General features: G+C 70.3%; 15 protein-coding genes. 6 read left to right on the plus strand and 9 right to left on the minus strand.

All coding sequences use genetic code 11. The features are described from left to right. Positions 1–96 precede the first annotated feature (96 nt). Genes ABZ953_RS37295 through ABZ953_RS37305 form a run of 3 tightly spaced genes read right to left on the minus strand, consistent with a single transcriptional unit; the run spans position 97 to position 3,099 of the window. The gene (locus tag ABZ953_RS37295) at positions 97–1,230 is read right to left on the minus strand and encodes an Mrp/NBP35 family ATP-binding protein (RefSeq protein ID WP_361733601.1); all 1,134 of its coding nucleotides are present in this window, start codon (positions 1,228–1,230) and stop codon (positions 97–99) included. Positions 1,231–1,274: 44 nt separating this feature from the next. Then, positions 1,275–1,832 carry a DUF1003 domain-containing protein gene (locus ABZ953_RS37300; protein ID WP_361733603.1) on the minus strand — a complete coding sequence of 186 codons (558 nt, stop codon included), beginning with the start codon at positions 1,830–1,832 and terminating at the stop codon, positions 1,275–1,277. Continuing rightward, a complete protein-coding gene (locus ABZ953_RS37305; protein ID WP_361733605.1) occupies positions 1,822–3,099 on the minus strand; it encodes a CBS domain-containing protein in 1,278 nt (425 codons plus the stop codon). Before ABZ953_RS37305 ends, ABZ953_RS37300 begins: the two co-directional genes overlap by 11 nt. A 247-nt stretch (positions 3,100–3,346) precedes the next feature. Between ABZ953_RS37305 and ABZ953_RS37310 the strand changes: the two genes are divergently transcribed. Then, positions 3,347–4,066: a hypothetical protein gene (locus tag ABZ953_RS37310; protein ID WP_361733664.1), complete on the plus strand. Its 720-nt coding sequence runs from the start codon at positions 3,347–3,349 to the stop codon at positions 4,064–4,066. Positions 4,067–4,177: 111 nt separating this feature from the next. Here ABZ953_RS37310 and ABZ953_RS37315 read toward each other — a convergent pair whose 3' ends face one another. Both ABZ953_RS37315 and ABZ953_RS37320 read right to left on the minus strand, forming a co-directional pair. Further along, entirely contained in the window at positions 4,178–4,690 is a 513-nt protein-coding gene (locus ABZ953_RS37315; protein ID WP_361733607.1) for a hypothetical protein, read from the minus strand. A 24-nt stretch (positions 4,691–4,714) separates the two neighbouring features. Beyond that, positions 4,715–5,851 (minus strand): magnesium and cobalt transport protein CorA, encoded by a 1,137-nt coding sequence (locus tag ABZ953_RS37320; RefSeq protein WP_361733609.1) that lies wholly within the window; start codon positions 5,849–5,851, stop codon positions 4,715–4,717. Positions 5,852–6,346: 495 nt separating this feature from the next. Between ABZ953_RS37320 and ABZ953_RS37325 the strand changes: the two genes are divergently transcribed. Further along, the gene (locus ABZ953_RS37325) at positions 6,347–6,931 is read left to right on the plus strand and encodes a suppressor of fused domain protein (RefSeq protein WP_361733611.1); all 585 of its coding nucleotides are present in this window, start codon (positions 6,347–6,349) and stop codon (positions 6,929–6,931) included. A 30-nt stretch (positions 6,932–6,961) separates the two neighbouring features. Here the strand turns inward: ABZ953_RS37325 and ABZ953_RS37330 are convergent, their stop codons facing one another. After that, a complete protein-coding gene (locus ABZ953_RS37330) occupies positions 6,962–8,254 on the minus strand; it encodes an MFS transporter (RefSeq protein WP_361733613.1) in 1,293 nt (430 codons plus the stop codon). A 172-nt stretch (positions 8,255–8,426) separates the two neighbouring features. On the opposite strand from ABZ953_RS37330, the gene ABZ953_RS37335 reads away from it, so the two are divergent. The 3 genes from ABZ953_RS37335 to ABZ953_RS37345 all read left to right on the plus strand — a co-directional run bounded on the left by ABZ953_RS37335 (position 8,427) and on the right by ABZ953_RS37345 (position 10,879). Continuing rightward, positions 8,427–9,068 (plus strand): DUF6758 family protein, encoded by a 642-nt coding sequence (locus tag ABZ953_RS37335; protein ID WP_361733615.1) that lies wholly within the window; start codon positions 8,427–8,429, stop codon positions 9,066–9,068. Between the two features lie 156 nt (positions 9,069–9,224). Beyond that, the gene (locus tag ABZ953_RS37340; protein ID WP_361733617.1) at positions 9,225–10,100 is read left to right on the plus strand and encodes a PHP domain-containing protein; all 876 of its coding nucleotides are present in this window, start codon (positions 9,225–9,227) and stop codon (positions 10,098–10,100) included. Positions 10,101–10,273: 173 nt separating this feature from the next. Next, positions 10,274–10,879, plus strand: coding sequence for a MarC family protein (locus tag ABZ953_RS37345; protein ID WP_361733619.1), 606 nt, complete (start codon positions 10,274–10,276; stop codon positions 10,877–10,879). Positions 10,880–10,953: 74 nt separating this feature from the next. Here the strand turns inward: ABZ953_RS37345 and ABZ953_RS37350 are convergent, their stop codons facing one another. Next, on the minus strand, positions 10,954–11,106 hold the full coding sequence (locus ABZ953_RS37350) for a hypothetical protein (protein WP_165283191.1): 153 nt from the start codon (positions 11,104–11,106) through the stop codon (positions 10,954–10,956). A 182-nt stretch (positions 11,107–11,288) separates the two neighbouring features. Here ABZ953_RS37350 and ABZ953_RS37355 point away from each other — a divergent pair, with 182 nt between their 5' ends. Further along, positions 11,289–12,197, plus strand: coding sequence for an NYN domain-containing protein (locus ABZ953_RS37355; protein ID WP_361733621.1), 909 nt, complete (start codon positions 11,289–11,291; stop codon positions 12,195–12,197). A gap of 34 nt (positions 12,198–12,231) precedes the next feature. Here ABZ953_RS37355 and ABZ953_RS37360 read toward each other — a convergent pair whose 3' ends face one another. Further along, on the minus strand, positions 12,232–13,122 hold the full coding sequence (locus tag ABZ953_RS37360; RefSeq protein WP_361733623.1) for an alpha/beta hydrolase: 891 nt from the start codon (positions 13,120–13,122) through the stop codon (positions 12,232–12,234). Positions 13,123–13,228: 106 nt separating this feature from the next. Then, positions 13,229–13,446, minus strand: a 218-nt coding sequence (locus ABZ953_RS37365) for a hypothetical protein (RefSeq protein ID WP_361733625.1), incomplete at its 5' end; no start/stop codon positions are given.

Here is a 13,446-nt window from a genome sequence, read left to right on the forward strand (position 1 = left end):
GCGCCCCTGAGAGCGCCCTTCGGGCGCCCCTAGGGGCGCGGGGAACTGCGCGGCCAGCCCCCACTGCCCGCGGGCGAATAACAAGCCGTGCAGAGGTCAGAACTTGTTGCGGGGGGTCAGGCCCAGCGTCATGCCTGAGAGGCCTCGCTGGCGGCCGCCCAGTTTGCCGGCGATCGTGCGGAGGGCCGCGCCCGCCGGGGAGTCGGGGTCGGTGAGGACGACCGGCTTGCCCTCGTCGCCGCCCTCGCGCAGGCGGAGGTCGATCGGGATGGAGCCGAGGACCGGCACCGTCGCGCCCGTCGTCTTCGTGAGGCCCTCGGCGACCCGCTGGCCGCCCCCCGTGCCGAAGACGTCGACCATGTCGCCGCAGTGCGGGCAGGGCATGCCCGACATGTTCTCGACGACGCCGACGATCTTCTGGTGGGTCTGGACGGCGATGGAGCCGGCGCGCTCGGCGACCTCGGCGGCGGCCTGCTGCGGCGTGGTGACCACCAGGATCTCCGCGTTCGGGACGAGCTGTGCGACCGAGATCGCGATGTCGCCCGTGCCCGGCGGCAGGTCGAGGAGCAGGACGTCCAGGTCACCCCAGAACACGTCCGCGAGGAACTGCTGGAGGGCGCGGTGCAGCATCGGGCCGCGCCACACGACCGGTGCGTTGCCCGGGGTGAACATGCCGATGGAGATGACCTTCACGCCGTTCGCCGACGGCGGCATGATCATGTTCTCGACCTGGGTGGGTTTGCCTTCGGCGCCCAGCATGCGGGGCACGGAGTGGCCGTAGATGTCGGCGTCGACGACGCCGACCTTCAGGCCGTCCGCCGCCATCGCGGCCGCGAGGTTCACCGTCACCGAGGACTTGCCGACGCCGCCCTTGCCGGAGGCGACCGCGTAGACACGGGTGAGGGAGCCGGGCTTGGCGAAGGGGACCTCGCGCTCGGCGGTACCGCCGCGCAGCGCGGCCGCCAGCTCCTTGCGCTGCTCGTCGCTCATCACGTCGAGGGTGACGTCGACGCGCGTGACGCCCTCGACGGCGGCGACCGCGTCGGTCACGTTCTTGGTGATGGTCTCGCGCATCGGGCAGCCGGAGACGGTCAGGTACACGGTGACCGCTACCACCCCGTCAGCGGCGATATCCACCGATTTGACCATCCCCAACTCGGTGATGGGTCGCTGGATCTCGGGGTCGTTCACCGTCGACAGTGCTTCGCGCACCGCGTCTTCCGTAGCCATACGACCGATAGTACGGCGCGGTAACCCCGCCCCGGAAAGGCCTGTCAGCGGTCGCCTACATCACTCCCGCGCGAACCCTCCGGCGGGAATAGCGCGCGCTGCTCCTCCAACTCCTTGACCAGGTCCTGGAGCTCGGAGCGGATCCAGTCGCGGGTCGCCACCTCGCCGAGGCCCATGCGCAGCGAGGCGATCTCGCGGGTGAGGTACTCGGTGTCCGCGATCGAGCGCTCGTTCTGCTTGCGGTCCTGCTCCAGGTTGACGCGGTCGCGGTCGTCCTGGCGGTTCTGGGCGAGCAGGATCAGCGGAGCGGCGTACGACGCCTGCAGCGACAGCATCAGGGTGAGGAAGATGAACGGGTAGTGGTCGAAGCGCAGGTGGTCGGGGGCCGCGACGTTCCACACCACCCACAGGATGATGACGACCGTCATCCAGACGATGAACCTGCCGGTGCCGAGGAAGCGCGCGATGCGCTCCGAGAGCCGGCCGAAGGCCTCAGGGTCGTAGTCGGGCAGGAGCTTGGGGCGCGGGGTCCTCGGCTGGTCCAGCCGGAATCGCGGGCTCCGCGGCTCGGCGCGGTTCTCGCGCTCACGGTCAGCCGCCATGGCCCGCTCCTTCCTCCTCCAGATGGAATTCTGTCTCGCGCCAGTCGTCGGGCAGCATGTGGTCGAGTACGTCGTCGACGGTGACCGCCCCGAGCAGCGATCCGCCCTCGTCGACCACGGGCGCCGCCACCATGTCGTACGTGGCGAAGAACCCGGCGACGGCGGGCAGCGTGGCGTCCGGCGCGAGCGGCTGCAAGTCGTCGTCGAGGATCGAGCCGACCAATGTGTACGGCGGATCGCGCAGCAGCCGCTGGAAGTGCACGGTGCCCAGGTACTTGCCCGTCGGCGTCTCGTCCGGCGGCCGGCACACGTACACCTGGGCGGCGAGCGCGGGGGAGAGGTCCTCCATGCGCACGCGGGCGAGGGCGTCGGCCACCGTCGCGTCGGGCCGCAGGACGATCGGCTCCGTCGTCATCAGACCGCCGGCCGTGCGCTCCTCGTAGGCCATCAGGCGCCGCACGTCGGCCGCGTCGTCCGGCTGCATCAGGGTGAGCAGGCGCTCCTTGTCCTCCTCGGGCAGCTCGGCGAGGAGGTCGGCCGCGTCATCGGGGTCCATGGCCTCCAGGACGTCGGCCGCGCGCTCCTCCTGCAGCTTGCCGAGGATCTCGATCTGGTCGTCCTCGGGGAGCTCCTCGAGGACGTCGGCGAGCCGGTCGTCGTCGAGGGCGGCGGCCACTTCGGTCCGCCGCTTGGGGGAGAGGTGGTGCAGCACGTTGGCGAGGTCGGCGGGGCGCAGCTGCTCGAAGGTGGCGAGGAGGTTCTCCGCGCCCTGCCCGTGCTCCTCCAGGGAGAAGCCGTCGACGGCGGCCCACTCGACGGTGAGGGTCTCCCCCTTGCGCCGGAAGGTGCCGCCCTTGCCCTTGCGTACGAAGACCCGGTCGATCTCCCAGTCGCGGCGGGCGGGCAGCTGCTGGATCGACACGTCGAGGACGGCGACCTCCTCGCCGGTCTCGACCAGATGGACCCGGCGGTCGAGCAGCTCGCCGAGGACGAGCCGCTCGGTGGGCCGCTGCTCGAAGCGCCGTACGTTCAGTACGCCGGTGGTGATGACCTGGCCCGACTCGATGCCGGTGACGCGGGTCATCGGCAGGAAGATGCGGCGCCGCGTCGACAGCTCGACCACGAGGCCGAGCAGCCGCGGGGGCCTGCGGCCCACCCGGAGCATCGTCACCAGGTCGCGCACCCGCCCCACCTGATCGCCGTTCGGGTCGAAGACGGAGATGCCGGAGAGGTGTGACACGAAGACCCTGGGGGCGCCTGCCGCCATGCGTGCGCCTCCTTCAGGCCGAGGGGTTCATGCCGTTTGATCCGTCAATACGGGCTTCAGGCTAGCCCGTCCCGGTCGGACACGCCCCGGCGGAGGGTCCGGACGGACTGCCTCCGACCGACTCGTCCGACCCGGGTACGCTGCCGTACTGCCGAAGCCGTAGAGGTCGTCCGCACGAGAGGCAGCGCCACCTGTGACCGTACTTCCCCTGGCCAGCCGCGCCCGCAGGGCAGCCTTCGTGAGCGCGATGTGCGCGGGCCTGGTGGCGGCGTCCACGAGTCTGACCGGGTGCGGCGGCGGCGAGGACCCCGACGCGGGTACGAACGGCGTCGGAAAGCTCTCCGCGTCGAAGATCCAGGGCAAGGCGGACAAGGCGGCCGGGGGCGCGTCCGCGGTCCGGCTCTCCGGCACGGTGGTGAGCAAGAACCACACGTACACCCTCGACATGCGCCTCAAGGGCGAGGGCGGCACCGGCTCGGTCACCTCCAAGGGGCAGACCTTCCAGCTGCTGCGGGTCGGCGAGGAGCTCTATCTGAAGGCCCCCGCGGAGTTCTGGACGCACGACGGCGGCGACACCGACGGCAAGTCCGCGAGCGGTGACGGGGCCGCCGCGGCGAAGCTGGACGACAAGTACGTGAAGGTCCCCCAGGGCGACCCGGCGTATCAGCAGCTGAGCGGCTTCACGGACAAGGACAGGCTCCTGGGCGGCATGCTCACCCTGCACGGCACGCTCGCCAAGGGCGACCGGGGCAAGACGGGCCGATTCCGCAGCATCAAGATCACCGGCGACGAGGGCGCGGGCGGCACCCTCTCCGTCTCCCTGGACGGCAAGCCCTACCCCCTGCGCCTGGAGCGAGGCGGCCACGCAGGCACCCTCAGGCTCACCGACTGGAACGAGGACTTCCCCTTGAAGGAGCCGGGGAAGGACGAGATGGTCGACTACGGAAAGCAACTCCCGACGTCGTAACCGTTCAGGGGCGCGGGGAACTGCGCGAACGCCCCGAAGGGGCGTGCCTCAGGGGCGCGGGGAACTGCGCGAGCAACCACGACGCACCCGCAGGGCAAAACGCCCCATCCCTCAACGTCGCTTGCGCCGAAAAAGCAGCCGCGGCAACGCATCCGGCACAGGCTCCCGCGTCGTCGCCCCCGTAGCCAGCGGCGCAGCCGCAAGAGACCCCGAGGGCAGCGCGGAAACCCCATCACGCGGAGCAAGCCGGACAACCCGACACTGCTCGGCCCACCGCACGGCCACCCGCTCGGCATCAGGCGCGTTCAGCCGCTTCCCCTTGAGCTCGGCGACCGCCGCCTCCCACTCCTCGGAGCCGGGCGGAAGCTCACTCACGTCCGCCGTCCAGGCGACCAGACGCCCGCCCTTGTCCTTGCTGCGCACGGTCACCTCGGCGGAGCCCCCGTCGACGAGCCCCGGCAGCGGCTGCTCGCCGGGGCCGTCCCCCACGACGTGCACGGCGCCTTCGTGCCAGATGTGCCAGAGCGCCCGGGCGGGCGAACCCTCGCCCTGGACCCAGACGAGGCCGGACTTCTTGGTCGCCTCCTCGACGAGGGCGCGGTCGAGCAGCGGGTCAGCAGTCATGGGCGGCAGCCTACCGAGTGACGGTCAGAGCCAGCCGTTGCGCTTCAGGGTCCGGTGGATCGCGAAGCAGACGCCGCCGATGAGGGCGAGGACCATCGGGTAGCCGTACCGCCAGTGGAGCTCGGGCATGTGCTTGAAGTTCATGCCGTAGACACCGCAGACGGCCGTCGGCACGGCGATGATCGCCGCCCACGAGGTGATCTTGCGCATGTCCTCGTTCTGCGCGACGGCGGCCTGCGCGAGGTTGGCCTGCAGGATCGAGTTGAGCAGCTCGTCGAAGCCGATGACCTGCTCCTGGACGCGCGTGAGGTGGTCGGCGACGTCCCGGAAGTACTTCTGGATGTCGGGGTCGACGAGCCGCATCGGCCGCTCGCTGAGCAGCAGCATGGGGCGGAGCAGCGGGGATACGGCCCGCTTGAACTCCAGGACCTCGCGCTTGAGCTGGTAGATCCGCCCGGCGTCGACGCCGCGCGAGCTGCCCTTGCCCTTGCTCGGCGCGGAGAACACCTCGCTCTCCACGTCGTCGATGTCGTCCTGCATGGCGTCGGCGACCGCGATGTATCCGTCGACGACGTGGTCGGCGATGGTGTGCAGGACGGCGGAGGGGCCCTTGGCGAGCAGCTCCGGATCCTCCTGGAGGCGGCGGCGCAGGGCGCGCAGCGAACCGTGGCCGCCGTGCCGCACGGTGATGAAGAAGTCCCGGCCGGTGAAGCACATCACTTCGCCGGTCTCCACGACCTCGCTGGTGGCGGTGAGTTCGGTGTGCTCGACGTAGTGGATGGTCTTGAAGACGGTGAACAGCGTGTCGTCGTAGCGCTCCAGCTTGGGGCGCTGGTGGGCGTGGACCGCGTCCTCGACGGCGAGGGGGTGCAGCCCGAACTCGGCGGCGATACCGGCGAATTCGGCCTCGGTCGGCTCGTGCAGGCCGATCCAGGCGAAGCCGCCCCGGCGGCGCACCTCGAGCATGGCCTCGTGCGGGGTGAGGGCGTCGGCGCACTCCAGGCGGGCACCGTCCCGGTAGACGGCGCAGTCGACGACGGCTGACGCGGCGTCACGGGTCGCGTCGTAGGTGTCGTACGACGCGGTGGAGGAAGGGTAGGAGATGCCGTCCTTGCGCAGCGAGGGGCGGACGGCGGCACGAAGGTCGCGGATCATCGACATGGGCAGGCTCCTTCGACGGAGGCCGCCTGCGACGGTTGGAACTGCCCGGAATGGGGACGTCCTATGGCGGAGTGTTTGGCACGTCCACAAAGCGGGGAGCACCGCACCGTTGCGGTGGCAGCTTCGCTACTGACACAGATCAGGGAACTCAGACAGATCAGGTGGGAACGAAGTGCTCTTCCGTCGCACACGGCACGAACAGTGCTCGCGGTGCGTGTGTGTGCGCAGCTACAGGGCTGCGTGATTCACAGGGCGGAAGAGCGGGTGGTACTGCACGGTCGACTTCGGTCCATAGCAGCCCCACCTCCTCCGGCCGGTCCCCCGTAAGGGAAGTCCCATGCGCCCTTCACGCCAGTGGCGCAAAGTCAGTGTCTGTCTGCAGGGCTTGAAAGCGACGCTTCTGCGTGCTGCCCTGAGCCAGCGGCCAACACTATCAGCCGACAGAAGTGTCAAGCCCCCGCTTTGCCCTTACCTGACGAGTTCTATGCTCACGTCATGGCTGATGTTCTTGCGCTGGTCGAGGCCCATTTCCGTACTGGTCTGGGGGAACCGGACGCGCGCGCCGCGGTGACCTTCCTGGGTACCGACCGGGTCGAAGTGCTGCGGTTCACGGACGGCGACGTCGTGCGGTACGCGACGCTCGGCATGTCCGCCCAGCCGATGTCCGAACCCACGGCCGCCCTTGCCGATCCGGTCAAGGGCCCGCGCGCCGAGCTGGTCCTCTCGGTACGAGGAGGGCTCGCCGACACGGACAAGGTGCTGCGGCCGCTCGCCGTCCTCGCCGCCTCGCCGCAGGTCGAGGGGCTGGTCGTGGCGCCCGGCGCCTCGCTGGACGTGGGCGAACCGCTGTGGCCGGGGGCGCCGTTCACCTCGGTGCTCGTCGCGGAGTCCGGCGGTTTGGTCGAGGACCTCGGCCTCGACGCTCCCATGGAGCCCGTACGTTTCCTGCCGCTGCTCCCCATGACGCCGAACGAGGCGGCGTGGAAGCGGGTGCACGGCGCGGCGGCCCTGCAGGAGCGCTGGCTGAACAGCGGCACGGACCTGCGCGATCCGCTGCGCAAGTCCGTACCGCTGGATTGAAATGGCTATGGAAGTGGCCCTGTGCGACGGTCAGTTGGCGAAGACGCTGACGCTGTCCCGCGTGACGTGCTGCGGCTCGAGCTCCTCGGCCATTGGGGCATCCCCTGCTCGAGCGGAGCCGAGAGCTTGGGGAAGGGTGAGGGCGTTCCTGCGCACCCACACCACGACCGCGCCGAGCACCGCCGTGACGGCCGCGACCACGAACGGGATGTGGATGTTGCTCCACTCCTCGATCTTCGGTGCGAAGAACGGTGCGGCGGCCGCCGCGAACCAGCGCACGAAGTTGTAGCCCGCGCTGGCCACCGGGCGCGGCGCGTCGGAGACGCCGAGGGCGAGCTCCGTGTACACGGTGTTGTTCACGCCGATGAAGGCGCCGGACAGGATCGTGCAGACGACGGCCGTGGCGTGGCTGCCGTAGCCGAGCACAAGGACGTCGGCGGCGAGCAGGATCAGTGAGCCGCCCAGCACCTTCAGCGAGCCGAACCGTGCCTGCAGTCGCGGCGCCACGAGCACCGAGAAGGCCGCGAGCAGCACGCCCCAGGCGAAGAACACCGCGCCCGACTTGTACGGGGTCATGTCGAGCACGAACGGCGTGAACGCCAGCACGGTGAAGAACGTGTAGTTGTAGAAGAACGCCGAGGCCGCGGCGGAGGCGAGCCCGCCGTGGCCGAGTGCCTTGATCGGGTCGAGCAGCGACGTCTTCCTCGCGGGCCTCGGCTGCTCCTTGAGGAACGCCGTGATGCAGAGGAAGCCGATGGCCATCAGGGCCGCGGTGCCGAAGAAGGGGTAGCGCCAGCTGGCGTCGCCGAGCAGCGCGCCGACCAGGGGCCCGCACGCCATGCCGAGGCCGAGAGCCGACTCGTACAGCAGGATCGCGGCCGCGCTGCCGCCCGCCGCGGCGCCGACGATGACGGCGAGGGCGGTCGAGACGAAGAGCGCGTTGCCGAGCCCCCAGCCCGCGCGGAATCCGACGAGCGCACCGACCGAACCGGACGTGCCGGAGAGGGCCGCGAAGACCACGACGAGCGCGAGGCCGAGCAGCAGGGTCTTCTTGCCGCCGATGCGGCTGGAGACGAAGCCGGTGACCAGCATGGCGACCGCGGTGATCAGGAAGTACGAGGTGAAGAGGAGGGAGACCTGGCTGGCGCTCGCGTCCAGGCCCTTGGCGATGGACGGCAGGATCGGGTCGACGAGCCCGATGCCCATGAACGCCACGACGGACGCGCCCGCCGTGGCCCACACGGCCTTCGGCTGCCGCAAGAGGCTGCCCGCCCCGGCGTCGAGCGGGTCCCTTTCGGCGGGCCCTCCTGTGCTGCTGTTCATACAGCCGCTCCTTCGCTGCTTCCGCTGCCTCCACGGAAGTCGTTGACGTATGCACATATTAAGTTAGGCAGGCTAAAAGATGCAAGCTACATCTACTTTTGCCTGGTGACAGCGCCACCGGACGGGTGATCGTCCTTGACGGGGCGGCGACCGGGGAGGACCGTTGGGCGCTATGAGGGGCGAACCCAGTTGCCCGAAGTGTGGTGGCCGGGTCAGGGCTCCCGGTCTCTTTGCCGACTCCTGGCAGTGCGATGTGCACGGCACCGTGCATCCGCTGCAACCCGTGATCCCGCCCAGCGTCGAGGCCCTCCAGGTCGTGGTGCACCGCACCCAGGTACCGGTGTGGATGCCGTGGCCCCTGCCGGTCGGCTGGCTGTTCACGGGTGTGGCCTGCGCGGGCGACGATCGCAGTGGCGGCCGCGCGACGGCCGTGGCCTGTTCCGGACCCGCGCCGCTCGGCGGTGTCGGGGAGCTCGTGCTCGTCGCCGAGGAGCTGGGCGTCGGCCTCGGCGCGCGGTACGCGGGCATCGACGGCCCTGACCCCGGCCCGCACATGAGCGTCGAGAAGCCGCCGCAGACCAAGGTCCTCGCCGCCGGCCGGCCGACGCCGATGTGGCACGTCTCCGGGACACCGGACGACCGCGCCGTCTTCGCCGGTGAGGCACGCGGCCTGTGGCTGTGGGCCATCGCGTGGCCGGAGCAGTCAGGCCTCCTGATGTACGACGAGATGGTGCTCACCGATCTGCGGGACGCGGGCGCGGAGGTGGACCTGCTGCCGTGCGGGGCGCTGTCGCCGCGACTGCTGATGCCGTGACTGCCGATGTCGTGACTGCCGATGCCCGTGACTGCTGGGGCCGTGACTGCCGATGCCGTGAGGGACGCCTCTTCGGGGGCGGGGTGAGGGGCGCTCGGTTCCCGTTATCCTTGAGTGTCCCCTTCTTCCGCCCGTCAGAGCACTGGAGCCAGCGTCGTGCGCATCGATCTGCACACCCACTCCACTGCCTCCGACGGCACGGACACCCCGGCCGAGCTGGTCCGCAACGCGGCGGCCGCCGGTCTTGACGTCGTCGCGCTGACCGACCACGACACCACCCGGGGTTACGCGGAGGCGAAGCGGGCCCTGCGTGAGCTGCCGTCCGGGCTGAGCCTCGTGACCGGCGCCGAGCTCTCCTTCAGCCTCGACGGCATGGGTCTGCACATGCTGGCGTACCTCTTCGACCCCGAGGAGCCCGAGCTCGCCCGCGAGTGCGAACTGGTCCGCGACGACCGGGTGCCGCGCGCGAAGGCGATGATCGGCAAGCTTCAGGAGCTCGGCGTGCCGGTGACCTGGGAGCAGGTCGCCCGGATCGCGGGCGAGGGTTCGGTCGGCCGCCCGCACATCGCAGAGGCGCTCGTCGATCTCGGCGTCGTGCCCACCGTCTCCGACGCCTTCACGGCCGAGTGGCTCGCCGACGGCGGCCGCGCCTTCGCCGACAAGCACGAGCTCGACCCCTTCGACGCGATCCGCCTGGTCAAGGCGGCCGGGGGCGTCACCGTCTTCGCGCACCCCGGTGCCATCAAGCGCGGCAAGATCGTGTCCGACACGGTGATAGCCGAGCTCGCGGCGGCCGGCCTCGACGGCATCGAGGTCGACCACATGGACCACACCCCCGAGACCCGCACCCGGCTGCGCGCCCTCGCGGCGGACCTCGGCCTGCTCGTCACCGGCTCCAGCGACTACCACGGCAGCCGCAAGACGTGTGTGCTCGGGGAGTTCACCACCGACCCCGAGATCTACGGCGAGATCACCCGCCGGGCGACGGGAGCGTTCCCGGTGCCGGGCGCGGGCGGGCACTCCGCCGCGTAACGGCCCGCACCGCGCAGGGCTGTCCTGCACTGCGGATCACTTCACCGCACCTCACGCACTTCACCGCACCGCACTTCACCGCATCCACCGGTTCCGTGGCGGCGGCAGCCGCGCCCTGCGCCCGCTGCCGCCCGTCGCGGCGCCTTCGTACGACTCTCTGCAAGGCCATCACTGTGTTCGACGTCGCCGTTTTCGGATCCCTCTTTCTCACGCTTTTCGTGATTATGGACCCCCCTGGGATCACCCCGATCTTTCTCGGTCTCACCGCGGGCCGACCCGCCAAGGTGCAGCAGCGGATGGCCTTCCAGGCCGTCTGCGTCGCCTTCGGCGTCATCTCGGTCTTCGGCCTCGTGGGCCACCAGATCCTCAACTACCTGCACGTCTCCGTACCCGCGCTGATGATCGCGGGCGGACTGCTGCTGCTCCTCATCGCGCTCGACCTGCTCACCGGCAAGACGGACGAGCCGAAGCAGACCAAGGACGTCAACGTCGCCCTGGTGCCGCTCGGCATGCCGCTGCTCGCCGGGCCCGGCGCGATCGTCTCCGTCATCCTCGCCGTGCAGGACGCCGACAGCGTCGGTACGCAGCTCTCCGTCTGGGCGGCGATCGTGGCGATGCACGTGGTGCTGTGGCTGGTGATGCGGTACTCGCTGCTGATCATCCGCGTCATCAAGGACGGCGGCGTCGTGCTCGTGACCCGGCTCGCGGGCATGATGCTGTCCGCCATCGCGGTGCAGCAGATCATCAACGGCGTGACGCAGGTGATCAACGGCAGTTAGCGGCCGTCCTCGGTCGTGTCGGCGCATACGAAGGGCCCCGTACGGATTCCGTACGGGGCCCTGCGACGTCTGCGTTACGAGGCCGTGGTGTCGGCCGGGCGGATGTAGATGCGCTGGCCGATCGCTGCGGCCTGCTGCACGATCCGATTGACGGAGGCGGCGTCCACGACGGTGCTGTCCACGGCCGAGCCATCGACGTCGTCGAGTCGCATGATTTCGAAGCGCATAGGGCTTCTCCCTTCGTCTGGTCATCCTCCTGAAGGAGAACTGCTTGGTGTTTCTGATGGGTACAACGAGTTGCTTCCTGCAAACATTCCCTACGCTAAGGAAATTTTTCGAGAACCTAATTACTTGCGAGTAGCGAGACCGGTTGTGTTCGCTGTGTGACCAGCGGGAGACTGGGACCGATATGAACGACGCCTACCCCAGCGCAGCCCAGATCAGCGCTCAGCTGGAGCGCACCAACGGCCTGCTCGCGCGCGTGCTCGCCGAAGTGGCGAAGACCCCGTCCACGCACGCGATCTTCGTGGACGCCGGATACCTGTACGCGGCCGCGGGCCGGCTTGCCGCCGGGACCGAGGACCGACGTGCCTTCGACCTGGACGCCGAGGGCCTCATCGACGCGCTCATCGACAAGGCCAGGACGATCTTCGCGGACAGCCGTCTGCTGCGCGTCTACTGGTACGACGGAGCCAGGCGCCGCATCCATACGACCGAGCAGCAGACGATCGCCGAGCTGCCCGACGTCAAGGTCAGGCTCGGCAACCTCAACGCCAACAACCAGCAGAAGGGTGTCGACTCCCTGATCCGCAGCGACCTGGAGTCACTCGCCAGGCACCGCGCCATCAGCGACGCGGCCCTGATCGGCGGCGACGAGGACCTGGTCTCGGCGGTCGAGGCGGCACAGGGGTACGGCGCGCGGGTCCACCTGTGGGGCATCGAGGCGCCCGACGGCCGCAACCAGGCGGAGGCGCTGCTGTGGGAGGTCGACAGCCAGCGCACGTTCGACCTCGACTTCTTCAAGCCGTACGTCACCCGCCGCGCCGTCACGACGTACGAGGCGGGCGCCACCGTCCACCGCCCCACCCGCGAGGACGTCCGCTTCGTCGGCGCGCAGATCGCCGCGAAGTGGCTCGCGGCGCGGGGGCGCGAGGCGCTGGTGGGCCTGCTGCCAGGACACCCGTACCTGCCGGGCTCCGTGGACCAGGACCTCCTGGTGGAGGCGGAGCGACTCCTGCAGTACTCGCTGCGCGGGCAGGCGGATCTGCGCCGGGCGCTGCGGGACGGGTTCTGGGAGCATTTGCAGGCGCAGTACTGACAGATGCAGTACTGACAGATGCAGTACTGAGAGGTCAGTGGCGGTTCCAGAAGTCGGTCAGGGCCGCCGCGGTCTCCGCGGGGCGGTCGGTGTTGGGGGAGTGCTCGGCGCCGTGGATCACCGTGCGGTGGGCGTGCAGGCGCTCCGCCATCTCGTCCAGGAGCGGCACGGGCCAGGTGTCGTCGCGCTCGCCCGACACCACGTGCTTGGGCAGCGGCAGCGCGGCGAGCTCGGCGACGCGGTCCGGTTCGGTGGAGAGCTGCCTGCCCGTGGCGATGAGCTGGGCCGGACTGTGCAGCAGCCAGCGGGCCCGCAGGGCCTCGTCGAGACCGCCCTCACCGGCGCCGGTCTCCACGTCCTGCGGGGGCGGCGGCTCCATGGCCCGCATCGCCTGCCACACCTTGTCCATCGAAAGCACCTTGAGGGCGTCCGCGAGCATCGTGGCGCGTTCGCGCTGGGCGGGGGCGATCGCGGCGGGGCCCGAGGACATCAGGGTCAGGGTGGCGAAGGCGCCGGGTTCGAGGAGCACGGCGGCGCGGGAGATCTGACCGCCCAGGGAGTGCCCGAGGAGGTGCGTTGCTGCCGGGGCTTCCGCTGCCGGGGCCTCCGCGAGAGCGGCCGCCTGGGCCAGTACATCGCGCGCCAACTCCGCCTGGGCGTACGCCGATTCGTCGTCAGGGCCCGCGCTCTCGTACTGGCCGCGGCCGTCCACGGAAACCGCGCGGTACCCCGCGTCGGTCAGCGGCTCAAGGAGGGCGATGAAGTCCTCCTTGCTGCCGGTGAAGCCGGGGACCAGGAGTACGGTCCCCCGGCGCCGGACACCCGCGGCGGGCACCGCGTCGAGGACGGCGAAGTCGCCACGGGCGGTACGGAGGGTGCGCGCGGTCGCACACGGGGGCGGGGCGAAGGTCGGGGGCCTGCTCATGAGCCGAGGCTAACGGTCGTCGCACCACGCGCGAAGGCCCGCCCCGGACAGGGGCGGGCCTTCGGTACGGCGGACCGGTGAGGACCGGCGGAGGGTGACCGGCGGGTCAGCTCTCCGGGGTCTCCACGGACTCGGCCTTCTTGCGCGTGCGGCGGCGCGGAGCCGCCACGGGCGCCTCCGCCTCGGCCGCGTCCACCGGGGCGGCAGCGGCCTTGCGCGTACGACGGCGGGGCTTGGCCTCGTCCGTCGCCTGCGCCGGGATCTCGGCCGTGATGGGGTCGACCGCCTTGGCCGCGGTCTTGCGGGTGCGGCGCTTGGGCTTCT

Source organism: Streptomyces sp. NPDC046465, from assembly GCF_040646035.1.
In the GTDB taxonomy this organism is placed as follows: Bacteria; Actinomycetota; Actinomycetes; order Streptomycetales; family Streptomycetaceae; genus Streptomyces.